Annotated in this window: 22 protein-coding genes; 6 read left to right on the forward strand and 16 right to left on the reverse strand. The window is 48.7% G+C overall.

What is annotated here, in order from left to right:
• Window position 1 precedes the first annotated feature (1 nt).
• The 5 genes from IPL32_10055 to IPL32_10075 form a co-directional block, all read right to left on the reverse strand.
• Window positions 2-1,291, reverse strand: coding sequence for an HD domain-containing protein (locus IPL32_10055; GenBank protein MBK8466160.1), 1,290 nt, complete (start codon window positions 1,289-1,291; stop codon window positions 2-4).
• A 3-nt stretch (window positions 1,292-1,294) separates the two neighbouring features.
• A complete protein-coding gene (locus IPL32_10060) occupies window positions 1,295-2,338 on the reverse strand; it encodes a tetratricopeptide repeat protein (protein ID MBK8466161.1) in 1,044 nt (347 codons plus the stop codon).
• Window positions 2,339-2,469: 131 nt separating this feature from the next.
• Entirely contained in the window at window positions 2,470-5,637 is a 3,168-nt protein-coding gene (locus tag IPL32_10065) for a TonB-dependent receptor (GenBank protein MBK8466162.1), read from the reverse strand.
• A gap of 214 nt (window positions 5,638-5,851) precedes the next feature.
• Window positions 5,852-6,502, reverse strand: coding sequence for a GTP cyclohydrolase II (gene ribA, locus IPL32_10070; GenBank protein ID MBK8466163.1), 651 nt, complete (start codon window positions 6,500-6,502; stop codon window positions 5,852-5,854).
• Between the two features lie 44 nt (window positions 6,503-6,546).
• Window positions 6,547-8,406, reverse strand: a complete 1,860-nt coding sequence (locus tag IPL32_10075; protein MBK8466164.1) for an ABC transporter ATP-binding protein — start codon at window positions 8,404-8,406, stop codon at window positions 6,547-6,549.
• Between the two features lie 170 nt (window positions 8,407-8,576).
• On the opposite strand from IPL32_10075, the gene IPL32_10080 reads away from it, so the two are divergent.
• Window positions 8,577-9,491: a hypothetical protein gene (locus IPL32_10080; protein ID MBK8466165.1), complete on the forward strand. Its 915-nt coding sequence runs from the start codon at window positions 8,577-8,579 to the stop codon at window positions 9,489-9,491.
• 389 nt (window positions 9,492-9,880) lie between these two features.
• Here IPL32_10080 and IPL32_10085 read toward each other — a convergent pair whose 3' ends face one another.
• The gene (locus IPL32_10085) at window positions 9,881-11,605 is read right to left on the reverse strand and encodes a hypothetical protein (protein ID MBK8466166.1); all 1,725 of its coding nucleotides are present in this window, start codon (window positions 11,603-11,605) and stop codon (window positions 9,881-9,883) included.
• Between the two features lie 145 nt (window positions 11,606-11,750).
• Window positions 11,751-12,062 carry a hypothetical protein gene (locus tag IPL32_10090; protein ID MBK8466167.1) on the reverse strand — a complete coding sequence of 104 codons (312 nt, stop codon included), beginning with the start codon at window positions 12,060-12,062 and terminating at the stop codon, window positions 11,751-11,753.
• 537 nt (window positions 12,063-12,599) lie between these two features.
• Here IPL32_10090 and IPL32_10095 point away from each other — a divergent pair.
• The gene (locus IPL32_10095; protein MBK8466168.1) at window positions 12,600-13,568 is read left to right on the forward strand and encodes a stage II sporulation protein M; all 969 of its coding nucleotides are present in this window, start codon (window positions 12,600-12,602) and stop codon (window positions 13,566-13,568) included.
• Here IPL32_10095 and IPL32_10100 read toward each other — a convergent pair.
• The 4 genes from IPL32_10100 to IPL32_10115 are packed head-to-tail and all read right to left on the reverse strand — an operon-like array spanning window position 13,562 to window position 17,897.
• Entirely contained in the window at window positions 13,562-14,464 is a 903-nt protein-coding gene (locus IPL32_10100) for a class I SAM-dependent methyltransferase (protein MBK8466169.1), read from the reverse strand. The genes IPL32_10095 and IPL32_10100 overlap by 7 nt on opposite strands.
• Before the next feature lie 31 nt (window positions 14,465-14,495).
• On the reverse strand, window positions 14,496-15,242 hold the full coding sequence (locus IPL32_10105; protein MBK8466170.1) for an aspartate/glutamate racemase family protein: 747 nt from the start codon (window positions 15,240-15,242) through the stop codon (window positions 14,496-14,498).
• Entirely contained in the window at window positions 15,243-16,553 is a 1,311-nt protein-coding gene (locus tag IPL32_10110) for a class I SAM-dependent methyltransferase (GenBank protein MBK8466171.1), read from the reverse strand.
• A 21-nt stretch (window positions 16,554-16,574) separates the two neighbouring features.
• Window positions 16,575-17,897, reverse strand: a complete 1,323-nt coding sequence (locus tag IPL32_10115) for a DUF58 domain-containing protein (GenBank protein MBK8466172.1) — start codon at window positions 17,895-17,897, stop codon at window positions 16,575-16,577.
• A 154-nt stretch (window positions 17,898-18,051) separates the two neighbouring features.
• On the opposite strand from IPL32_10115, the gene IPL32_10120 reads away from it, so the two are divergent.
• Window positions 18,052-18,522: a hypothetical protein gene (locus IPL32_10120; GenBank protein ID MBK8466173.1), complete on the forward strand. Its 471-nt coding sequence runs from the start codon at window positions 18,052-18,054 to the stop codon at window positions 18,520-18,522.
• 47 nt (window positions 18,523-18,569) lie between these two features.
• On the opposite strand, the gene IPL32_10125 is transcribed toward IPL32_10120, so the two are convergent.
• Both IPL32_10125 and IPL32_10130 read right to left on the reverse strand, forming a co-directional pair.
• Window positions 18,570-18,884: an RNA-binding protein gene (locus IPL32_10125; GenBank protein MBK8466174.1), complete on the reverse strand. Its 315-nt coding sequence runs from the start codon at window positions 18,882-18,884 to the stop codon at window positions 18,570-18,572.
• Window positions 18,885-18,917: 33 nt separating this feature from the next.
• Window positions 18,918-19,118 (reverse strand): hypothetical protein, encoded by a 201-nt coding sequence (locus IPL32_10130; protein MBK8466175.1) that lies wholly within the window; start codon window positions 19,116-19,118, stop codon window positions 18,918-18,920.
• Between the two features lie 334 nt (window positions 19,119-19,452).
• Between IPL32_10130 and IPL32_10135 the strand changes: the two genes are divergently transcribed.
• Window positions 19,453-20,577, forward strand: coding sequence for a S8 family serine peptidase (locus IPL32_10135; GenBank protein ID MBK8466176.1), 1,125 nt, complete (start codon window positions 19,453-19,455; stop codon window positions 20,575-20,577).
• A gap of 68 nt (window positions 20,578-20,645) precedes the next feature.
• Here IPL32_10135 and IPL32_10140 read toward each other — a convergent pair whose 3' ends face one another.
• The gene (locus tag IPL32_10140; GenBank protein MBK8466177.1) at window positions 20,646-21,359 is read right to left on the reverse strand and encodes a hypothetical protein; all 714 of its coding nucleotides are present in this window, start codon (window positions 21,357-21,359) and stop codon (window positions 20,646-20,648) included.
• 121 nt (window positions 21,360-21,480) lie between these two features.
• Window positions 21,481-22,695, reverse strand: coding sequence for a hypothetical protein (locus IPL32_10145; GenBank protein MBK8466178.1), 1,215 nt, complete (start codon window positions 22,693-22,695; stop codon window positions 21,481-21,483).
• 105 nt (window positions 22,696-22,800) lie between these two features.
• Here IPL32_10145 and IPL32_10150 point away from each other — a divergent pair, with 105 nt between their 5' ends.
• Window positions 22,801-23,106: a YbaB/EbfC family nucleoid-associated protein gene (locus tag IPL32_10150; protein MBK8466179.1), complete on the forward strand. Its 306-nt coding sequence runs from the start codon at window positions 22,801-22,803 to the stop codon at window positions 23,104-23,106.
• Between the two features lie 113 nt (window positions 23,107-23,219).
• Window positions 23,220-23,834 (forward strand): recombination protein RecR, encoded by a 615-nt coding sequence (gene recR, locus IPL32_10155; protein ID MBK8466180.1) that lies wholly within the window; start codon window positions 23,220-23,222, stop codon window positions 23,832-23,834.
• On the opposite strand, the gene IPL32_10160 is transcribed toward recR, so the two are convergent.
• A complete protein-coding gene (locus tag IPL32_10160; GenBank protein MBK8466181.1) occupies window positions 23,831-24,445 on the reverse strand; it encodes a phosphoribosyltransferase in 615 nt (204 codons plus the stop codon). The two genes, recR and IPL32_10160, sit on opposite strands and share 4 nt — an antisense overlap.
• Window positions 24,446-24,470 lie beyond the last annotated feature (25 nt).

The following is a 24,470-nucleotide window of genomic DNA, read 5'->3' on the forward strand; positions in this document are numbered from 1 at the left end:
CTTAACTCTTATGGTAAAGACCTGCGATGTCGTTCTTTAACTCAGCCGGGAAACATATACGGTGTATTCGATAACCTTCCTGAAGGCCGCGAACGGCCGGGCTGACAGCGGATATCTCGCTTATTGTGGGGTTCGAGAATCCATGCTCGACAAAAATAAGATTCTTCGGATCAGAGGCGTCCTTTGAATAAAAAGAGTATGGAACATTGCCCGCCTCGTCCTCGACAAAATAATAATTGGGGTCAAATCCCGCATCACCTACGATCCTTCGCGAATCGGCAATAAACGCTTTACGTTCTGATTCGGGCATATCAAGGTCAAAGGCTTTGAAAAGCCTACGGTTCAAAAATCTTGCAGACAGATCGGAAAGGGTCGCGTCCGTCGAATGCTGCCAGCGTTTTATGCTGAAAAGGAAATCTGAATCATCAATTTCGAGATGTTCTTTCAATGTGAGTTTTTCGCCGGCGAGTACCTTCTCCATTGGCGTGCCCTTCGAGCTCCAGACATCGCCGCTGCTTTGAAATAGATCAATAGCACGACGAAGTAACACTTTCAAAACGGCTTCAGCGGAGCGCAGCGTCCTATGAAAATAGACTTGCCGATACATATAGTATCTGGCCTGAAGGTAATCTTCGACGGCGTAGATTCCTGGTGCGGAGACATACAGATGATCGTCAGCTTCGTTTATCTCGATAGATTTGATTATCCACTCAAGATCGAATACGCCGTACTTTGCACCGGTCATCAGACTGTCGCGAAGCAGATAGTCCATCCGGTCAACGTCTAGCTGAGAGGACACTAGCTGGCCGAGCGCACGAGGCTTGAAATCGCCTCGAATTATCGCCGCAACATTTTGCGGGAGGTTAGACGAAAATGAACTTAGAAGTCGGCCGACCTCAGTTTCGTCACTTAAAACGGCATCGATCGTAAATTGCTCATGATGGAACCCGAGAATATTCTCGATAACATGAGAGAAAGGACCGTGGCCGAGGTCGTGCAAGAGTGCGGCAATACGAACGGCGGTTTGAGCTTCTGCCGGAATATCGTAGCTGAAGCGCAGCTTTGCGATCATCCGGCCAGCGAGATGAAACGCGCCGAGCGAATGTGTGAAACGCGAATGTTCAGCGGACTGGTACGCAAAATATGCTAGCCCAAGCTGGCGAATTCGTCTTAGACGTTGAAACTCTGGAGTATCGATGAGAGAAACAACAAGGCGGCCTTCGTCTGTACCAGTATTTAATCGGATTATGTCGTGAACCGAGTCGCGATAGATGCGTTCTAGTCGGGGCATTGATTAGTTTGTGTCCTGCCGGGTTTTGATGTCAGATATTTCTTTGCGGATCGCGTCGGTGTCTTTAGCACTAGGAAGCAGCCTGAGGTACGTTTCAAACTCGGAAACGGCCTCTTTGTTCATCCGTTTGCGCGTATAGATCCGGCCGAGATACTTATGGATGATAGGGAAACTGTTTCCGCCACCAAGATCATTGACCTTCTCAAATGCCTTTTGGGCTACATCGCCATCATTCTTTGCCGAGAAGATCAGGCCGAGATAATAATGAGGCATCATCGAATAACTATTCAAATAGGCGGCGTTAACAAAAAAAGGCTCTGCCTCATTCATTCTGTTCAAATTAAAATAGGCGATACCTAAATTCAGATTAGCTTCGAAATCTGAAGCGTCATACCTAATTGCCTGTTTGAACGATGCTATCGCAGGCTCAAACTTACCCGCTTTTAACTCGATAGTTCCTATGGCTGTATGGGCGGGAGCAAAGTTCGGAGCGATCGCTACAGAACTGCGAAAAGCTGCTTCAGCTTCACTTTCTTTGCCGGACTGTAATAGATCGAAACCACGCTTCAAATGCTGAACTGCTTGCTTCGGGATAGCTGACCATTTTGCATTTAGCACCTCATTTCTTAATGATTTAGCCTTTTTAGGCAATAGATAGATAGGAGCGGTCAAGGTTTTTGGGATAGGCGCAACCCTAACGGTACCTGTTTGAACTTCCTTATCGATAAGAAAATACTCTCGGGCTATCTCAAATAGCTCTCCGGCATCAATGACTATCGTATAGGAGCCCGGATTTAAGCCAGTGAATGAAAATGTCCCATTGGTATCAGAGTAAATAGATTGCGTTGGAAGTGAAGTGCTCTGGATCTCTATCTTTATGGCCCGTTCAAGAGTGCGTCCATTGGGCAGATAGATCCGGCCACGGATCGAGTGTATGCCGCCGTTTCCTGTATTGTTTGAGTTCCCTTGCCCGTAAACACCAGTGAAACAGGAAAAGCATACTATCGACAGAACCAAAACAACTCGTAAATGGAATCTGAGAAACATAGTATTACCGCCTCTTGCCTGAACGATACGTTTGATACTCAATTCTATCAAATATCAGAGCCGAAAAATAAAAAAAGTCCGGAGAGACTGAGCTCTCCGGACTATAAAAGTTTCTAAGTATTAAAGAATTCTTAGAAGCTGAATTTCGCACCGATGCGAAGAGCCGACGGATACTGGAAGATCGTTCCGCTGCCCCAAAAAGGATTGGTAACAGGAGCAACACCGGCAACACCACTGTTGATGCTAAAAGTATTGTCAACTGTAACTGCACGCTGTGTGTTGGTTACGTTGAACCAGTCAGCGGTAAGACGCAGCTGTTTACCTTCACCCATCTTGATCGGGTAATAGAAGCCCAAATCGAGATTCCATGTCGTTGGTGTGCGGTTTGAACCGACTGAACTTTCCACACCCGACGTAAACGCCGAGTTTGGAATGATAGCAGTTCCACGGACAACACCAAATCCCTCATTGTTTCCGTATACAGGATGCGGAACCAGCTGATTGAAAGGAATACCTGACTGAGCATAGAAGTTGCCCGAGACCACCAATTTGAACGGTGTTGTATAGCTACCGTTAAATTTGAACTGATGCGGGCGATCGTTCGGAAGACGTCCATATGAATTGCCCAACAGGCTTACGAGGTCGAACAACGAAGTGATGTTCGGATCCGCTTGACCGTTGTCATTACGGAAGAGGCCTTCGTAGTTACCGATGAGGCTCGAGAACACATATGAACTCTGGAATGAGAAGTTATCTGCAAATTTACGGTTGAATGTAAATTCAACAGCTCTGTAGTAACGACGTGCACGTCCAAAGCAGCCGATAGCAGGATTGTTACATGCCTGATATTCGGTGTTTCCGGCTGGGCCGCCTTCTCCAGGTCCAATTGGCTCGCCTGGATTGAACAGGAAGTAATGGTCTCCGTCGTCAAACGAACCATCCTCAATAACAGAGCCTTGCGGACGATAGATTCCACGCATTCCGAATGCATAGTTACGGCCGACTTCGTATTCAAAACCTGCACTCCATTCATTTACGGTCTGCGGCTTCAAGCCTGCGTCGATAGGCGTTGCTTCAGCACCCAAATTACGTGTGCCAAAACCAGTTGCGACCGTCGAGTTCAGAGGAGCATTCAAGGTGTTTACATTGAAGTTCTTATCTGTCTGTGTGTCATTGCTTCCGGCTCTGACGTTAACGTCGAGAGGGATCGGAGTTTCCAGATATCGTGCGAAGTTGGCGAAGATCTTGCCTCTGCCTTTTCCGAACGGATCCCAGATAACACCGATACGCGGCTGAAAGTTGTCCCAGAAGTTGTTTAGCTTAAGATAGTCAACGTCGTTGTTGCCTTTGGCCTGCTGATAATCCCAGCGGCCGCCAATGTTAACCTGTAAGTTACGGGTGATCTTGTAATCATCCTGGATGTAGAAGCTCTGCACATCGGTCTTTGTATCAGCAACCAATTGGAAATCGCGAACACGAGTCGATGCACGTACGAGGAACGGATTGTTATTAACTTCGTCCGCTGTGATAACCGTTGCAACTGGATTTACAGTGTAACCGGCCGGCAATACAACGCCGGGCGACAAAAGTGCTGCGATCGGTGTTGCACTCGGGCAAGTGATCACGGTTCCACGGGTCGTACAAACGCTGAAGTTGTTTGTTACGCGGAAGCCGTTTACTGTTAGATTGGCAGGGTTCGAACCGTTGCTCGGCTGAACGTCAAGCGGGTTTGCAAAAACGTTGCTAGGGCCGGTTGATCGTTGATCAATGCCGTATTTGTTTTGATAGAGCTCAAAACCATACTTGAATGTGTGATCGCCTGCGATTGACTGCATACGAGCAGCCGCTTCCCAACGGTCACGATTCTGGTCTTGGTAAAGTCCAAAACCATCACGTACAAAGTTTCTCTGTAGACTGCCACCCGGCGAGAATACATAATCAACCTTACCAATGTTTGTATTTGTTGCGTTTACACCGGTCTGGGTAACACTAGCAACTGAATTTCCTTGCAAGATCGCAAAGTTGTCTGTGATCAGAGCTGTGCTTGCTACTGAAGAAGCAGGAATGATGTTGTTTCTCTGGTAGTGTAGGCCAAACGAGAATTCACCGATAAACTTCGAACCTGCGTTCGAGTTCAAGCGGAATGCATAGTTTGTGCCTCCGGTCTGACGTTCGCCGGCAAAGCTGTCCAAGTTTTGGCCGAAACCAGAACCGGCAAACAGATGGCCCTCTTCCTTGGTGTAGTCACCAAATGTCGAGAATGTGAACGTGTTGCTGTTGTTGACAGCCCATGTCAATTTACCTGAGTAGAAAGGTGTTGTGATCTCGCCTTCGACGTCATCACGGAATGACTGGGTCAAATAGCTGTTCTTACGTTTCTGCGGGTTAAATGCAGCAAAGAACCAAAGTTTGTCTTTGACGATCGGGCCGCCAATGTCGGCTCCTGCATCAACTTCCGAAAAACCATTAGGTGCGAGGCCGACCTGCGGTAGGTTCTTTGTTTCACGAACCATGCCCTTCGCGCCATAAAATACAAACAGGTCACCATGGAACTGGTTTGTACCCGACTTAGTGATGACGTTAAAAACGCCGCCGGTTGAGAGGCCCTGATCGGCACCATACGAACCGGTCTTGACCTGAACTTCCTGAACGAATTCGAACGGAAGGTTAGCACCAGCACCGCCAAAAGCAGGGTCAGTGGTGGTCACACCGTCAAGGATGTAGCTGTTTTCCGGTCCTGATGAACCTGCAACCGAAGGGTCGCGGTCACGTCCGGATGCGTCACGCAAGCCTGAACGTGCAACTGTCGGGGCGATCGTGTAGAGGCCCTGAACGGTTCTGGATGTCGGGATGTTTGAAAAGAACTCGGTTGAGATGTTCGAGCCAGTGGTGTTGGTCGAGTTATCGATCTCCGAAGTTGCTACAACATCGACCGTCGCCCCTGCTCCACTAGCAGAAAGGGTGATCTTCACCGTTGTGTTTTGGGCGAGGTTAACCTCAACATTATCCTGCTTGTAGGCACCAAATCCGGCTACGGGAGCCGTCGATATTGTGTAGCGTCCCGGAGGAACCTGCAGAAAACGATAAGCACCGTCACCGTTTGTAGATGTTGTCTGGGGACGAATAAGATTCGCTCCCGTTATGGTCACGGCTGCATTCGGAACAACTGCTCCGGTGGAGTCTGTTACGACACCATCAACCGATCCCGTAGAATTGGTTTGGGCCATACCTGTGGTTACAAAAAGAAACGTAACCATGGCAAATATAGCCAGCGTAAATAATTTAATATTTGTTTTCATATTTCAGATCTTCCTTAATCTAAAGGGTTATGTATTTTGTCGTCTGCCGTACGGCCGCAGAAACGCATACATTCGCATCAATTAAGGCAAATGCTATGCCTTTCGCGGTTCGCGGTCTAAATGTTGTATAAGAAGAGCTTAGGTGTGGCGTGCCGAAGAAGGGAAACTACAAATTTCCATATTTATGAATACGCAACTGAAAAGTTGAATCCAACTAAGAATTGAGGAGATGGCCCATTTTTTCTTTTTTTGTTCGCATGTAATGAGCCGCAGGTTCCTCGGCTTCGATCTCAATGGGAATGCGATCAACTATTTGTAGTCCTGCTCGCTCTAAAGCAGCCAATTTATCTGGGTTATTCGATATTACTTTTACTTTGCAAAGGCCAAGGTCAAAGAGAATTTCGGCACATTGCTGGTAATCGCGGGCATCAATGGCGAAACCAAGCTGAGCATTAGCTTCGACGGTATCGGCACCTTCGTCCTGCAGCGCATAAGCCCGTATTTTATTGAGAATTCCAATGCCGCGACCTTCCTGCTGCTGGTAAACGATGGCTCCGCGGCCTTCAGCTTCGATCATTTCCATGGATCTATGCAGCTGCGGCCCGCAATCACATTTTATCGAGCCAAAAACGTCGCCTGTGAGGCATTGCGAATGAATCCTAACCAAGGTCGGCGTTTCACCATCCATTTTACCCTTGTAAAGCACCACAAATTCTTCGTTGCTTATGGTTGAACGATAGCCCGCGATCATGAAATCGCCGAATTGTGTAGGTAATTTGGCCTCAGCAACCCGTTCGACGGTCACTGCGCGGTTCGTCCAAGGACAATCACTGCCGGTTTTTGCTAAATTCCCTTCGTTCAACATACTTGTGTCAATTATACTCCAAACCCCAGAATATAGTTATTCGTTCAGGGCGTAGAGCCGGATTCAAGGCCGTGATCGGTCAAAAAATCAGTCGAAATATGCAGTTTTTCATCCGAATATTGAAGCTGGTAAAGGCGCCAATAAAGCCCGCGTAGGCCCAAAAGCTCATTATGAGTGCCGATTTCTCGGAGTTCGCCGTGGTGAAGCACAATGATCCGGTCACATTTTTGAATCGTCGAAAGCCTGTGTGCAACAACGAGAGACGTTCGTTTTTGCATTACACGGTCGACCGCCTGCTGAATAAGCTGCTCTGTCTCGGTGTCGATCGAGCTTGTGGCTTCGTCGAGAATCAATATCGTCGGGTCAAAAGCCAACGCTCTGGCAAACGAGATCAACTGTTTTTGCCCGACAGACAGCCCGGCACCGCGTTCACGGACCTCAGAGGCGTATTTATCCGACATTTTTTGTATAAATTTGTCTGCATGCACCTCTTTCGCTGCCCATTCTACCCTTTCGCGGCCAATTTTAGCGTTTCCGAGCCTGATATTGTTCTCGATCGAGCCGCTGAAAAGGAAAACATCCTGCAAAACTACTGCAAAATTCGATCTAAGATCGTGCAAATTCCAATCGCGAATATTGACGCCATCGAGCAAAATTTGCCCTTTCTGTATGTCGTAAAATCGCATTAAAAGGTTGGTAATAGTAGTTTTCCCGGAACCTGTATGTCCAACCAGCGCAATACTTTCCCCGAGATCGACCGTAAATGAAACGTCTTTTAGGACCCATTCTTCGTCTTTATAAGCAAACCAAACGTCTTGAAACTCGATGCGGCCCTCCGCGCGGCCTGTTTTCAGTGGTTTTTCAGGGGTTGTGACGTCAATATCGCGGTCAAGCAGGATAAAAATGCGGTGTGAGGCCACGATCGCGGCCTGCAAAACATTGAATTTGTCCGAAAGGTCGCGGATCGGTTGGAAAAGCTGTAGCGAATACTGAATAAATGACGCCAAAATTCCTACTGTCAGCCCGGCGCCGGCGGCCGCAAAACCACCGATATATTCGTATCCAAAGGCAAAAATGACCACCGCGATGCCTATTGCACCGATAAAATCGACCAGCGGATAAAATATCGAGTAATAGAAGATCGTTTCGATATTTGCGTTGCGGTAATCGTCGTTTATCTCGCTAAAACGTGCCTTTGCCTTGTTCTCAGCGTTAAATAGCTGAACAGTTTGGGCACCGGAAAGATATTCCTGCAAAAAAGCATTGAGTTTGGCGTTTCGGGTGCGAACCCTATCAAAACCATTGCGAGCGTGTTTGCGAAACCAGTTTGTCGCCGTAAATAGAAGCGGCACAGTAATTAGCGAAACAATCGCGAGCTTCCAATCGAGCCAAAACATTATACCGATGATCGCAAAGATCACTACAAGATCGCCCAATACATCAATAACACCCGACGTAAACAGCTCGTTCAAAGCATCCACATCCGAGGTCAACCGTGTCATTATCCTTCCCACCGGGTAATTATCGTAATATGCGACTTCCTGCTGCTGCAGCTTTGTAAAAAGCTCGGTCCGCAGGTCAAACATCACTCTCTGCCCGACGTTATTCAGCAGTATTTCCTGCACATACGAGAAAATGAACCGAAAAAGGAAAACTCCAAAAAAAGCAAGAGCAAACAGCCAAATACCATCGACATTTTTGGGCGTGATGAAATCGTCAACCGCCATCTTTGTAAAATACGGCTGAGTGCTGATCAGGATATTTGTAACCAGCGTGAGAAGGAGTGCGGCTCCGGCGAGCTTCCAATACGGCTTTATATAACGAATAAGGCGACGCGCGACCCGAAAATCGTATGTTTTGCCAATTTCCTCTTCTTCGTGATATTTGCGAACCGCTTCGGACATAGATATAACTAGATTCTAGTCACCGCGAACGAATTGTGCCAACGCTTTGGCATAAGATCGAGGAAAGGGCGGCAGTATTACAAAACTGTTAATTCATTAGGGTTAAGAACTTCGATTCATCCGGATTCGTATTAATGTTCGCGAATGTTGTTATTGGGAGGGGTAATGATATGTCTGATCTGATCGTTCTAGGCGACTCCGGAGCTAGTCCTTATCACACAACCGAACACTACCTTCGAAAGGTGCTGGTCGGAGATATCAAAAGCGTCAGAGTCAGGCTGATCGCTGCACTTGAGCGGTTGGATTATGACATCCTCGACGACGAAGATCATATTGTCCGCGGCCGCCGTCAGGCACGCGGTTGGGGCACGTCATATTCTTCGGCAGATGTACTCGACTACCCGATGACATTGATCGTGAAGCTCAAGGAGCAAGGCGAACATGCAACGCGGGCAACATTCGACTATGTCGTGAAACACCCGTCGCTTACAAAAGGCGAAAAAGAGGTCCTAACCCGCGAAGCAGAAGCGATTTCCGCGTTGGCCGCCGTTCGAGCGGTTGACAAAATATGTTCGGCTTGCGGAACAGAATCAACCGACGATTCGCGATTTTGCCGACGCTGCGGAACAAAAATGACTGTCGAATCGAACGAACTCGAGATCCTGCGAATGTACTCCGAGATCCGGGCCGGACACACGTCAGTAGTCACGACCTTTATCACGTCCACCGCATCAATTGCTTTCCTAGGCTCGGCACTATTGGCAATGCAGTTAGGCGGGGTAGTTTTCGGAAAGGGAATCGGAGCTTTATTGATAATCGGCTTGGTTCTTTCGTTTCTTACGAGCGTATTTGTTAGCTTCGGTTGGAACCGGCTCAACCGCTCACTAAAACGGTCTCCAAATGAGAAGGAACCGACCGCTCTTTCGAATCCCACATTGTCCTTTCCAGACAGGTCAAGTCAATTCGAACCAGACATCCCACCCGCGTCAGTGACGGAGCGAACAACAAATCTGCTCGCAGTAAGTGCCGACCCCGCAAAAACCGGCGAATTTAGTACCGATGAGCTGCGTCCTGCGGGTCAATAAATAGACTTCTCGCGGAAAAAACGCGGTGTCTGAGACCAGCATTTTTTGGAATCGAAATCAGGGAAAAAATTCACTCCCAAAATTTTCGAAATTGATTTTTTAAAATATGTGTCCTGGCGGCATGTTTTTAAATGTGGCACGTGCCACATTTTGGATGTTTTCGGTGTAAATCGGCTGTTTTGTTGATGATCTTAGTGTTTTATGAGAGCCATTTGAGAAAGTGAAAAAGCCACTTTTGACCCCCAAAAAGCCATATTTGAATCCCAAAAAGCCACTTTAACAGATCGGGATTTTTGGCTTTTTGGGCAGTGGTCCGCTTCAAAAAACACCGTGCCTCAATTCTCAACCACACTTTTTCAATCTACTGTCTCCTGTCTGCAGACAACAGGCTACCGCTTATTAGCAATGGGCTTCGCTCCGGTATTAGTCCAGTTTCCCGAAACCTCGCCCATTAACAAAGCTGTAAAATCCTCGTCTGTTATATTACCGGCGACAGAAGCATAGTTTCTACTCGCAGGTGTAAATCTCCAACTCCCCGTAGACCCAAATCCCTGAAGCCCGGATGTATAACGCGCGATCTGACCAGCATCAAAAGATGAGATCGTCCCGTTCCCGCTGACATCGGCAACTATCAACTGATTGCCTGTCAAAGCGTTAACACCCGCCGTATGTTGCGCGACTCTTGCAGCATCAAAAGAAGTAATGCCATTCACATCGCCTTTTTTTGTCGGCGTGACGGTATAAGACCCCGAACCAAATCCGCTCAACCCATAAGTACCGTCTGGAAAACTCGAAAACGCCGAAACCGGAACCGAACCCGCACCGCTCAAGAACACATTAGAAACAAAGCGGGGCGAGACATCGGCATTACCATAAGTAATTATTCCACTGATGTTGCCGCTCTGCGAAGCATAAGTTTCGATACGCGCGATGCGGTTGCGAGGCACCGGGGTTCCCATATTTGGCGCCAGCGTGGTGAAAAGTCCTCCGGCAAGGATCTTACCGTCCGGCTGTACAGCGAGCGAAAAAACAGCCTGATTTGCGGTTGGTTTAAAAGAATCGGGTAACCCCGTGATCGCATCAATACGAGCGATATAATTGCGCGGCTGGCCTATTGGTCCGCTTGGTGCCGCAGGCCTGTCCGACGGGCCGATGGTCGTAAAAAAACCGCCTAACAATACGTTACCGTCAGCCTGCACTACCACTGAATTTACAATATTGTCAGCGATGGGGTTGAAAGCGTCGACTGCTCCGTTCACCGGTTCGAGGCGGGCGATGCGATAACGCTGTTGTCCGCCCATTGTCAGGAATTGCCCGCCAGCCAAAACCTTTCCGTCCGCCTGCACCGCTATGGACAATACCGCCTGACCCGCATCTGGATCGAACGAATCTGCCAGTCCACTCGCAGGATCTAATCTGGCGATGCGATTGCGCACTTGTCCGCCGATGTTTGTAAACGAGCCGCCCACCAAAATCTTACCGCTCGGCTGCAACGTAATTGCAGAGACCGGAGCGTTGGAGTTTGGGTCAAATGAATCAGCCTCGCCCGTCGTTCCGTCGAGACGCGCAAAAAAAATGCGCGTCTGCCCTCCGATGGTTGTAAATAAACCTCCGGCCAGTACCTTGCCATCAGTCTGGACAGCGAGCGAAAAGATGTTGCCATTAGCATTTGGGTCAAAATTCGCGTCCAATGTTCCGTCAGAGTTTAATCGTGCGATGTTGTTACGCGTGACGGCTGCCGAGCCATTTGGTGAGACAGTTGTAAACAATCCGCCGATAAGTATCTGGCCGTTCGATTGGACAGCTATCGCGACAATGCTTCCGTTAACGTTTGGGTCAAAGGCCGCGTCCAGCGTCCCGTCAGGATTTAGCCGCGCTATGTGGTTTCGCACGACCGGCGTTCCGCCGTTAGGAGAAAGCGTTGTAAAAACACCGCCGAGCAGGATCTTTCCGTCGGCTTGGACAACGATCGAGCGAACTGCTCCGTTAGCATTCGGGTCAAAACCATCGAGCGCGGATTGCGCAAAAGCGGCAATAGCAAAACAAGCAATAACCGCAGTGATGGAGAAAGTACGAAAAAATCGAAGACCCGGAAAAGAGTTTATGCGCGACATAGCCAGCCTCCTTAGTTGTACAAGAAAAAACGAATTGGTTCGATAACAGAACTCTACCAAAACTGCATCAAGTAAAGCAAAAAAAAGAGCGGGAACATATGCTCCCGCCCTTTCAACTATAATTACCGCCGGAGCGGCTTATTATTCAGCGATCATATCGACGTTTTGCGGATTGGTTTACGACGCTGACGGTGATCGGGGTGAAGCGGGACGATTTCCATTCGACTCTGATCGTGTAGGTTTGGCCAACTTGAAGATTGCCGAAGCGATAATCGCCTGTGCCCCAACGGCGACAAGCCGACAATGACGGCGTTTCGATATTAAGAACAGTTTTAGCCACAAAGAGCACGAAAAACACGAATAAGAAGGCCGCTTCATTTGTGTTATTCGTGTCATTTGTGGCTAATTCTTCTTTTTTTGATCGGAAAGTTGCGTCAAATCGAGAAAACCACGCCATATCGAGAAAGTTGGTCTTCCAATTTGGATCGAAATGCGCTAGGTTGAGTCGGGATCGTTGTAAAGTCGATGATCTTTGATCTTTGAAAACCAGTCGAACGGCAACGGAAAGCTGTAACAATCTGTGCCACAAACCGCGCATTTTGTAATACTTTGTCAGACAAACGGCGATTCTGAAAAATTAAAGGAATATCGCTAAGTCAAACCATAAACATAATGTTTACATAGTTTAAGGCGTCCAAGCTGGTTACAGATCGCCATATTTTGAACGAAAAAGTTTTTTTCAAAAAAGTGCGGAACGCAGCCAAAAACCGGGTAGTGTCTTAAGACACTACCAAAAACCGACAATAACCTTATTCGTTACAACATTTACATCGTTCCACACGAATGTGGAACGATGTGGAACGCTTGGAACGGAAAAAAAACGGTGGGACAGTGGGACAGTAGCTGGCGGAACATTCAAAGTTGAATGTGCTCGCCTCTTACTCGCAGCAGGGCTTGTGCATCTCAATAGCAAACTCTAAAATCCAAAATTGACGTGAACCGTTTTCTCGAAGAAAAAAAGGACAACTGGCAGCGGCTGGAAGACTTGCTTGCAATGCTTAGCGGCAGCTCGCTTCGCGGCCTGTCGAGAATGGAGGTTCGGGAGTTTGGTGAACTTTACCGACGCGCGGCGGCCGATCTCGCGATAGCTCGAGCCGAGACACGCGATCCAAAGCTGATAAATTATCTCAACAGCCTTGTGATCCGTGCTCACGGCAAGATCTATCGAGCTGAAAGCCAGGGCGTCGGATTGATCGGCAAATTCTTTGCACAAGATTTTCCACGGACCTTTCGCCGAAATGTCCGTTATATGGCGATCGCATTCGCTGTTTTTGGAGGCTTTGCCGTCTTTGGGTTTATTGCGACTTGGATCAACACCGATTTTACGCATTTTGTGATGCTGTCCGGGATCACGGAACAGATCAATTCCAACAATCAATGGTGGCTTAAACTCAATGATGCAAATCAGGTTGGAGCGAGTGCGATCCTCTCAAACAATATTCTGGTGACGATTCGAGTGTTTGCTCTGGGAGCGTTTTTGGGTGTAGGGGCGTTCTATGATCTGGCAGTTGAAGGAGCCCGTTTGGGCAGCGTTTTTGCCGCATGTTATAAGTTGAATCCGCCGTTCGGCAACTCGCTGGCGTATTTTGTGGTTGGCCACGGTGTGATCGAGCTTTCTACGATCTTCTTTTGCGGCGGTGCGGGAATGATGATCGGTTACGCGATCATAAACCCCGGCGATTTGACCCGTGCTCAGGCATTAAAGAAAAAGGGGATCGAAGCCGCACAGATCGTCATAGGCTGTGCCTGTTTCCTCGTTATTGCGGGAACCATCGAAGGGTTTCTTTCACCGTCCGATCTATCGCCGGCGATCAAGATAGCAACGGGCGTCGGTACAGGTATCGCAATGTATGCGTATCTATTTGTGGCAGGGCGAGAATCTGAAGAACCGATGGCTCAATGAATTAATGTATCGTCAGGCGTGCAATAGAGGTCCAAAATGCTCGACGAGTGTGTGCGTTCCATAAGATTGCGATAGATCGTTTCGACGAGAACGCTTTGACCATTCTTTTTCGGCACCGGCGTATTCCAATCCAGCACACGAAACCCGGCACGCTCGACAATTGCACAAAGGGTCTCAGGTGAAAAGAAAAAAAGATGATGCATTGCCGCATAATGGCGCCAACGATTTGATTTAAGCCGCAAACGGCTCTGCAAACTTTTTAGCCGAGGGCTGATCCCGTTTATATTGGGAACGCTGAGGTATAGAATTCCTTTGGGTTCAAGCAGCGCCTTACAGATTCTTAATTCCTGTAGCGGGTCCTGAGTATGCTCGAGTACATGATTTAGACGGATCAGATCAAAACGCTCGTCGCAGAAATCAATATCCTGCAGCCGGCCTTCCCATAGAGGGCACTTAAGCTCGTTAGCATCGGGCGACAACTTTATGTCCGCACCTGCGATGCTCCATCCTGCCTCACGGGCAAAATCGAGAAATGCACCGTTGCCGCAGCCGACATCGAGTACCTTTTTCCGGTCGCCGAGTAGTCTTTCAAAATCCGCAAGCTGGCGGCAAATGTAATGGGAGGTCTCGGGTGAAGCCTTGTTTGAACCATCACGCTTTGGAAAGTAATTGTCGGAATAGACCTTGTCAGCAAGCTCGTCAAAACTCAGCCTTGGCGTCACGAATTCCAAAGTGCACTGAGGGCATCGGCACAAAGTAAATCCCTGATAATCGACAGCAAAAGGTTGTGGCGAAATTTTACAGAGCGGACATAGTACGTCTTCAGTTGGCTGGAGATCACCGCTTGTTACTGCACCAGCCTTTCCGAAAAAAGTGGCGGGTGCCTTGGTTGGCATAGCTTCAATGTACACTGGTCAGCAGACAGGGTCAAAGTTTGATCTTTTCAGTATTCTCAATATGCCAACCAAAAGCCGCAGCGGCTGCATTTTTCATCGTTTTAGGATCACCCGTTGTTAAATATTTATCATCACCGCGGAGTTGAACATTCCACTTTCGCACCACATTTGCCAATGCAGGCACCGGATCGATAAAAACCACGTCGCCTCCAACAAAATCCTTCATCACCGGAATGATCGCCGGATAATGCGTACAAGCGAGAAGTATATGTGAGCAATTTCCCAGAGGTTTCAATATCCTGTTACATTCTGCTCTAAGAATTCCGGAGGACACATCGCCACTTTCTATAAGGCCGGACAGCGGCTGTGCGATGCGCTGATTGACCGTGATTTTATGGTGAGCAAAAGCCTTTCTGTAAATAGCTGAACAGACCGTTCGCCGCCCACCGATCAATCCGAGCCTTTTTGGTTTCAGTTTGACCGTTTCGGCAATGGCGTGTTCTATAACGCCCTCTATTTCTATACCGTGATTGTCCAAATTGGCAATTACTGTACTCGCGGCATTGCAGCCGATAATGAGGTGTGAGACGCCTTGCGATTTAAGGAATGTTATGACGACGTTAAGGCGCGAGACGAGTTCTGTTCGCGACATTTTGCCGTAAGGTGTTACGCCGGTGTCTGAAAAATATATTACAGGCACATCGCCAAGCTGTTTCTTTATCAGCTTAACGATGCTGATGCCGCCGATGCCCCAATCTATGATTCCGAGACGTTTCATTTAGGGATATGAGAGTTTAACCTCGACTCCTTTTTCAACCGCACCGGAATCGAACGCAACGATCCGCGAATTCCAGGCCATATTAAGCGTTTCCATCTTTTGTCCGGGAAAACGGCTTTCGAGATACCATTTCATCTCGTGCTCGGAGCGTATTGGATTGTATTCGAGCATCTTTTTCCAATCCGGATGCGAGACCAGCTTGTACAGAGCATTGTTGAATTTCGCATTCGATTTTTGGTCACGCATCGTACGCAGTTTATCTTTCAACAGTCGCGGATATTCGCTTAGTGCCACGGGAACAGTAACCATATCAATAATCAGGAACTTGCCGCCGGGTTTTGTCACGCGTTTTATCTCTTGCAGCAGCGGATCCCAATCGAGATATCTAAACGACATAAGCGAGATCACGACATCAAATTCAACATCTGGAAACGGCAGTACAGGCCCGCTGATCTTTTCAAATTCTAAATTTGTGATTTGAGTATTTTTTATCTTCGCTCGTTCGATGATGCGTGCAGATTCATCGACTCCGCAACCGGATTCCAGTCGTTCGCTCAATGCATTCAAAAGTGCTCCGTTTCCGCAACCGATGTCGAGAACTCGCAGCTTACCTACCGGAAGATGTTCGTTGAGCCATCGCCACTCGTCTTTGCGGACGCGAATATCCTCGAACGCTGCATCGTAAAGTTCCGCAACATGATCGTAAGATGTATCACCTGTCGGTGGCTGCGGCTCAAAGGCTTTCATTTTCTCGGCTGGCATAAGACCCAAAAATTTCTGTGCCGATGCGGCAAAGCCGTGCGATTTACGCCCTTTGCATCCGATTGTATAAAGTGGGCCGTCGGTGCTGTCGCCGACATATTTGTATGTGGTTTTGCTCCGTGAAAACGTCGTGTACCAAAAGAAGCCGTAGGTCTTTACATCAAACGTCCTTGCAAAGAACGGAGCGAACCAACGTGCCGAACGGCAGCAATGAAAATATGCAGATGCTCCGTCCGCAAAGGGTATCTCCATCTGTTCCCATTCATATGGCGAAAACTGTTCAGGAAACGCAACCGTTCCAAACATCGGCCCGTACATTCCCGAATGGCCGACAAAATGAAATTCGGAGATCTTCTTTCCGTCTTGCTTGATCTCGTTAATGACCTTCAAAACATCGCGTTTGCTCTCAACCGATCGTGTAATGATCTCGCCGCCAAATCCCGTCTCTCGTTTTTCAGCCGCGAGCGTCTCGGCGACTACTGGGAACTGCCTGCCGCCCAAGCGATATTTTGTTGTGTAAATGATGAGGATCAGGCTGTCATTTGGCATATTCGTCGCGGTTGGATTCAGTTAAAGCAGACCTCGTTCTTTAACCCGAAGATATGTTTCCAGAAGTCTCGGAGCAAGTGATTGAGTGGTTACATCAAGTGCAAGGCCGCCTAGCGATTCAACCAATTTTAGCGCGGATTCGCGTTGGTGGATTATTTCTTCAGCGGCAGACTGTGTGAAGACTTCTTTTACGTTCTGAGGAGCACTACTGACGGCGGCGTTCAGGTCGCGGTCGCCTATGGTGACAACGAGCGGCAAGTGTCGAGGTCGAAGCAGTTTGAGCGAATTTATTAGTTCCTTAGAGCTGTCTTTATCTACAAGATCAGTTAGGATCACTACGAATGAACGCTTCTTTAGATTGGACGAGATAAATTGAAAACCTCGGGCGTAAGACGGCTCGATAAGTTCGGGTTCGAGGTCATGCAGGGCTTCGAGCACTGCGTCTATGTGTTCGACACCTCGTTTTGGCGGTAGATATTTTATGACTCGGCGACCAAAGACGACGAGGCCGCAATTATCTCCGGCACGAACACAGGCAGACATCAATGCTAACGACGCATGTATCGCAGTGTCGAATTTTGTTTCGTTGCCAATGCGTCCGGTCATCAAACGCCCGGCATCGAGCGCGATGATCACAGTTTGGTCGCGTTCGATCTGGTATTGCCGTGTTGTCAGCTTAGATCGCCGAGCTGTTGCTGTCCACGAAATATGCCGAAGCTCGTCGCCGCGAACGTAATCGCGCATCGATTCGAATTCGCGTCCTTCGCCTCGACGGATCGCTTTTCGCTGGATGGCGAGAAAGGAACGAGCACCTAGCGCCTTCAATTCCATTTCGCGTGCGCGGCGCATATTTGGATAAACCTTCACATGTTGTGGCTCGCCAACTTCGGCCTGACACCACACAAGTCCCAACCGCGAAAGATAACGCATCGCCGTGCGGCCGAATTCATACTGCCCGCGTCGCGTCGGTGTTAATGAGTAAGAAAATTCCGCCGTCGTCTGAGCATCAACAGTAAATTCCGCTTCGCGCGGATCGTTGAGATTCATTTCAGACGGGTACTCGTCCTTGACCTTTATTTGAAAGGACTGCTCCGAAGCATTTTGAATCTTGATACCGACAGTAGTCGGGTCGCCGATGGCAAAGCGTTTGTCGAATTCTCGCGTGACTGTAAATTCCTCAGGCAGGTTTCTGCTGATAAATATATCGGCAATTGCCGCAAGAATAAGGAGCAAATCGTAACCCAGAACTGCATAACGCAACGTAGGGAAAGTCCACGAGATCGACAGCGGAACAATTCCTGCGGCAAGCAAAATAAAGAAAAGTCTTGAAAATGTAACTCGCATCGATTCGGTGTGATTATACAATGCAAAATATTTACCGCTAAATGCAACTAATTGGCCGGTTCGCGGTTCAAAGTCAAAGATGATCCATTAAGAAGAGCGAGGTCTGACGGTGCAAGCATGTTTTCTAACTATATTTTTGTTGTTGTTTAGTAGCTTGTCTTTTGCACAGGCCGATAACGTAAAGCCCAGCGGAGGCATTGAAGAGGTCTATCTTGCCAAAGACGACGGCAACGGGAAGGCCGGTGAGCAGGTGACCGAGTTTCGGACGACGGATGTGCCTATATATTGTGTTGTGCTGCTCGAATCAGGCTCACGCACAATAGTGAAGATGAACTTTGTCGCTGTTAATGTAACCGGCGTGAAATCTGAAACGAAGGTCGTCACCGCCAGCTATACGACTAAGGATGGCCAAAATCGCGTCAATTTCTCGGGAAGGCCGGAAGGGAAATGGACGCCCGGCAAATATCGCGTTGATCTTTTTCTTGATGGAAAAAAAGCAAGTGAGGTCGAATTTAATATCAAAAGTACGGGCGGCGCTATGAATGTTGGGACATCCGCTGTCAAAAACTTTCAAAATACCGACGCACCAAAACCTAAGCCGGGAAAACCAAATTCCTCAAAATAAAAAGGCTGCCTTTTCAGACAGCCTCTTTTCAAATTTATCTTAAAAAACTACCAGCGGTCCGAGCGTCCGCCGCCGCCGCCGTATCCACCACCGCCGCCACGTCCACCACGATCTTCGCGGGGCTTGGCTTCGTTGACCTTGATCTCGCGGCCGCCTTGTTCGGTGCCGTTGAGTTCGGCAATCGCTCTTTCGCCGTCTTCCTGATTTGCCATTTCGACAAATCCAAAACCGCGTGAACGTCCTGTCTCGCGATCCTCGACCACAGATGCTGATTCGACAGCGCCTATGCTCGAAAACATTTCCTCAAGATCATGACTCGAAGTCTGAAAAGAGAGGTTACCTACATAAAGTTTCATTGACATATTATATTATTTATCTTTCCCTGTCGGGAAGTACTACAAGTCACAGACGTGATCGGAAATCTTTTTTTCGGAGATCGGTTCTGTTCCGGGAAAGATCGCGTCTGAGTATCTTGCGTGCGTGAGCAGTTCTAAAGCCAAATTCCAACCAACCCCCGAACCATCCAAAACACGCCAAAAAAACTTTACGCCGGTCGTGGGCACATCGCCGCCGATGTGCGAGAGAAGGATTAACAAAAAATATGATGCACGCTTCGCGTTAGGGTTGCAAATTGTAAACATTGATTTTAACTGTTGTTTATGGAAAACTTGAAAGCCAACAATGACACCCGTCGAAACTCTTTCATTACCTAGAACGCCGACCGTTGCCGATATGGCAGCGGGCGAGTATGTTTGTTCGGTCTGTTCGCGATCTAACCGCAGCGAATATGTGCCGCTTGATTCGTTGGCAGAAGATCTGCAAAAGTTGATCCGTGCCAATGCTCCGGGTAAGAACGATTGCACGGAGGTTTGCGGACGATGCGCAAGGCTTTTTGAACGTGCTAAGGATCACATCATAAAAGACGCCGCGATGCAGAAGGACGGCTCGCATGTTCTGTCGACCCCGCTAAGGCTCGATGCTGATGATCGCTTTACCGGCGAAGGCGTCACGATAGCATTTCTCGATTCCGGATTTTATCCGCACGTCGATCTGACCACGCCCGAAAACCGAATTTTAGCCTATCGCAATATGCCAGACGCAGACCGCGATCTGTCGTCGCTCTTTGAGGCGGACGTTGCGAGTTGGCACGGAATGATGACGTCGGTCGTCGCGGCGGGAAACGGTTCGTTGTCTAATGGGTTCTATCGCGGCATCGCACCGAAAGCCGATGTCGTGCTCGTAAAGCTCGCGCGTACCGGACGCATTTCGGAACAGGACATTCAGAACGGTTTGGAATGGGTTCTCGAACACCGCGAGGAATACAACATTAAGATCGTCAATATTTCAGCGGGAGGTGATGATGAGCAGAGTTATTTGCATGATCCGCTGTCCCAAATTGTTGAGGAATGTTCTGCCGTCGGCATCACTGTTATATGTGCCGTAGGCAACGCCGGTCATCTGCCAAATCATCCGGTATTTCCGCCGGCGAGCGCTCCGTCGTGCATCGCGGTAGGCGGCCTCGACGATAATAATTCGATCAATCGTGCGAAACGCGGTATGTACCGTTCGTCATATGGCCCGACTGTTGACGGCCTGCAAAAGCCGGAAGTTATCGCTTCCTCGATCTGGGTTCCAGCTCCGATACTTCCGCATACGCCGACTGCGAAACAGGCAGCTCTGCTTGAAAAACTCGATAAGAGCAAAGACGATGAACTTCACAAAATAATTAAAGAAAATCCCGGCGTCGACCCGGAGCTTGATGCTGCAACCGGATTGCTGGTTCACAATATCAGACACATCATTGCTTTAAAGATGCGGCAGGAAAACGTGATCAATGAGCATTACAAATATGTTGACGGAACTTCGTTTGCTGCTCCGATCGTGTCGTCCGTTGCTGCTCAGATGATCGAAGCCAACCCAGACCTATCGCCGTCAGAGGTCAAAAAGATCCTTATCTCAACCGCTGAACGCCTGCCGCATCACGAAGTCGACCGCCAAGGATGGGGCGTAATAGATGCTCGTCGCGCGGTTGAGCTTGCGCTATCGCTTTCCTGATATCGTCGATATTTTATTCTTTAGATAAATTGCCACTAGGTTTAGCTAGTGGCAATTTCGTTTCAGGATCAATTACGATTGCCAGCCGGACGGTTTGACGTCATAGTCGGCGGGCGCGGGGACGGCGAGACCGCAGGTTTGATGACGTTTGCCGGCTTTGGTGTCGGGCTTGGGCTTGCAATGAGCGGTGTCGGCGAAAGCGTTGGGCTTTGCTTTGGCGTCGGTGTATTTGTCGGCGTTTTTGAACTCGCGTTGAAGTTGAAATTAAAATTAAAGTTCGAACTGTAATTAGCGGTTGTGTTCGCGTTGGTGTTGTGGTTGAAATTAAAGTTTGAGTTAAACCCGAGATTGGAGTTTAGATTCGCATTTAGGTTTATCGGGTTCGTGTTTACATTGATCGCCATTGGTTCTTTCTGAAAGAGCCAGAACAACCCCGCTCCGAAACTCAAAATAACTAGCGTTCCGACAATAGTAAGAGCAACGACCTTGGCCGTATTCGGCGGTTCCGGCGGTGGATAATAAACCTGTCGCTGCCTAATACGCGGCTCACTGGGATCAGCCGTTGGAACAATGATGCGATCAGGTTCGGATCCGATAGAACCGGACGTCGATTTGCGGCGAATGACAGTTTCATCGCCAAAGTCCGCAGGCGGTTCCGGATTTTCGCTAGGGAGAATAACAAAATTTGGCTGACTGCTCTCGACGAGAGTCGTACCGTCTTTCGTACAAAATTTTATGGTCTCATCGTCGTAACATGCGTCACATATCGGGCAATGTCTCATATATTTTTTTCAGCCTTGCTCTTGTTGGCGGGAATCTAGAAAACGACACATTTTAGCACGAAAAAAGACCTAAACGCGACTGTGAGAAATACTAACTCTGATAGATCTCCTCCGACAAGAATTACTTAGCCGTGGAAGGCCTGGGCCACACGTTCGATTTCTTGGGCAAGCGAGCGGCCATTGCTTTGCCTTCCGTGGATGTCCACGGCTGGCCGTAGAATAACGAAGTTGACGGTCCGGCTAGACGAGCGTCCATCGGTGCGCCGTTTGACGGTATTTCCATGTCGATCAAATAGGAATTAAAACCAAGATTGATATTGCCACGTTGTTCAGGGTGCAAGGCGGGGCGTCCGTCGCGGCCTATTACCCAACGCCACGTTCGCCAAACTTGTCCCGCTTTTTCTATTTTGCACACCCAATTACCCGGGTAGTTTTCCATCAGGAGACGCCCCGAACGCTGGTCGCCGCCCCAGGATAACGGTACGAGCATGCGGACAACATAGAATTGCATTTTCTCTTCGTACGGAAGGCCCGCCTTAAATTTTGGAGAAAGCCGGTCTTGGTAAACGGCGAAATCATTCCGCACATATTTCATGTTTGCTTCGGTCGCATAATCGACCGGCCCTGGCAGCGTAAGCGGCTTTCCATCCACTGTGCAGCTAAATGTTGTAGCGGGCAAAGGGTTCATAACGTCGGTCGGAGGACTGACGCTGAAATGAAGTTCGACCTGATTTTGACCGGAGCGTTCCGGCCGCTGCGCGTAGTCGAAATAAGGAATGTAGTTCGTTGGGCGAAGATACATAAAGCTGACTGCGGCCTCGTTGTGCCGGTTGATCATATAGACCGGCGGTTCGGTTCCGGGTTGCTGTCCTGAAGGAACACGATTGATCGCATGCACGTCGATCTTGTATGTGCGAGCAAGTCTTTCCGCTCCAGTCGAGCCGTTGACCGTAAACACAGCTACTTCAAACATTCCGGTCTCCTTTGTCGCCGATGCCTTTTGCCAGCAGTCGTTGGTCCACATAAAACTGTAGTCTATGTCGCTCGAAGTCTTGTGATATTGAACGGTATCGCACAACGTAGTGCCGGCCGTGCGGCCGCCTTTAGCGACAACGAATTTGATCTTGCTGCCTTGCGGGTATTCACCAAAGACGCGGACGTAGCTTTTGAGCATCCAGCCCTGGCTTGTCGGAATATTGTTGCCGGTCAGCACCTGAGCAACCGGAGCTTCAAACCAAGTGTAGCCGTCGTCAACTACATCCTGGCGAACTGCTTGAGCGCTTGTAGACATAACAAATAGAAAGGTGAATGTGACAGCAAAGATTACATTTTTCATAAGTTTTTTTGAGGAATAATAGCACATTCTTTGCGAGCGTGTTCACTCATTTGCGGATAGTCCGATGTATAGCAGCGGCGGTTTGTGCGTGCTATACTGAGGCCTATGAAATTACCCGGTGGATTAGACTTAGATTCGATGATGAAGCAGGCTCAGCAGATGCAGGAGCAGATGGGCCGTGAGATGAAGGAAATGACCGTTGATGCGGCTGCTGGCGGCGGTGCCGTGACGGTGAAAATGCGCGGCGATTTTGAGGTTGTCAGCCTGACGATCTCGCCCGATCTTGTTAAAGATGGCGACGTTGAAATGATACAGGATTTGACGGTCGCGGCATTAAATGAGGCTCGCCGCAAAGTCGAGGAAACGCTCAAAGGCAAGCTCGGCGGAATGCTCCCTCCTGGTTTGATGTAATTTTTTTAACGCAAAGACGCAAGATCGCAAAGACGTAAAGTAACTTTGTATGTCGTTTTTGTTTTTCTTTGCGTCTTTGCACCTTAGTGGCTTTGCGTTAAATAATTTCTGAAATGCTTGATTACTCGGAACCAGTCGCTAAACTCATCGACGAATTCAAACGTTTGCCCGGAGTTGGCCAGAAGTCAGCTCAGCGGCTTGCTTTTTATATACTTCGGCGTCCGCTGGCTGAAGTCGAGAACTTTGCCAATGCGCTTCGCGAGGTGAAAGAAAAGATCGTTTTTTGCTCCGTTTGCAACAATTTAACTGACGTTAACCCCTGCCTCTATTGTTCAAGCCCAAAACGCGACCGCTCGATAATTTGTGTTGTAGAGGAACCGTACAATCTCGTCGCTGTCGAAAAGACGCGCTCATTTCGCGGGCTTTATCACATCTTGCACGGCACGCTTTCACCGATGCGCGGTATCGGCCCGGACGAATTGATGATCGTCAATTTGCTGCCGCGGCTCAACCCTGAGAACAATGACGGTATCGAAATAAAGGAAATAATTATCGCGACCAACCCAACAACAGAAGGCGAGGCAACTGCTAATTACCTCGCCCGTCTATTGAAACCTTTAGGTGTGATGGTTACTCGAATCGCGATGGGAATGCCTGTCGGATCCGATCTGGAATTCGTCGATGAAGTAACAATGGATCGAGCTCTCGCCAACAGACACGCTATCTAGAAACGAACATTCTCACCGACCGCGTCCGAATCGGCGTGCGTTGCTTTCCATTCACCTTCGTCTCCGTAGAAATTTACGTCGAATTTGAGAAGTGACTTTGCTGGAACGCCGTCGAATTCCTGCGGAGCGTCCTCAAATGCGGCTATCGTGCCGATGCCGATGACCTCTGCGCCATGCTCTCTGGCAAGATTCATCGTTTCGGTGATCGCTTTACCGGAACGATTGATGTCATCAACGATGATCGCGGGAAATATGTCGCCCTTGTTTACATACTGTCGAAACTGTCTCGTGCCTTCTTCCATTTCTGCCCAATAGATCTGTTTTGCGCTCAGGGCCTCGCGGACACCGAAAGCAACCATGATGCCGCCCGGACTCGGGCTGATAATGGAAACATCGGGCAGGCGTTTTGCTATAGACTTTTCCATTCTGAACATGCGGCTCAGGCCTACGGACAGGATGCGTGCATTGTCGTGATACCTAAAAGCAAGCGGCATCTGGAAATAATGCGAAGCGTGTCTGCCGTTCGGGTAAACGAAATGTCCTTTTCGATATGCGCCCGTTTCAGCAAGGATCTCCATTACTTTTTCGGGCGGCGGGATCAGATTAACCATATTAATTCTCCTTTACTAATCTGAC

The organism is Chloracidobacterium sp. (assembly GCA_016711345.1).
Lineage (GTDB): Bacteria > Acidobacteriota > Blastocatellia > Pyrinomonadales > Pyrinomonadaceae > OLB17.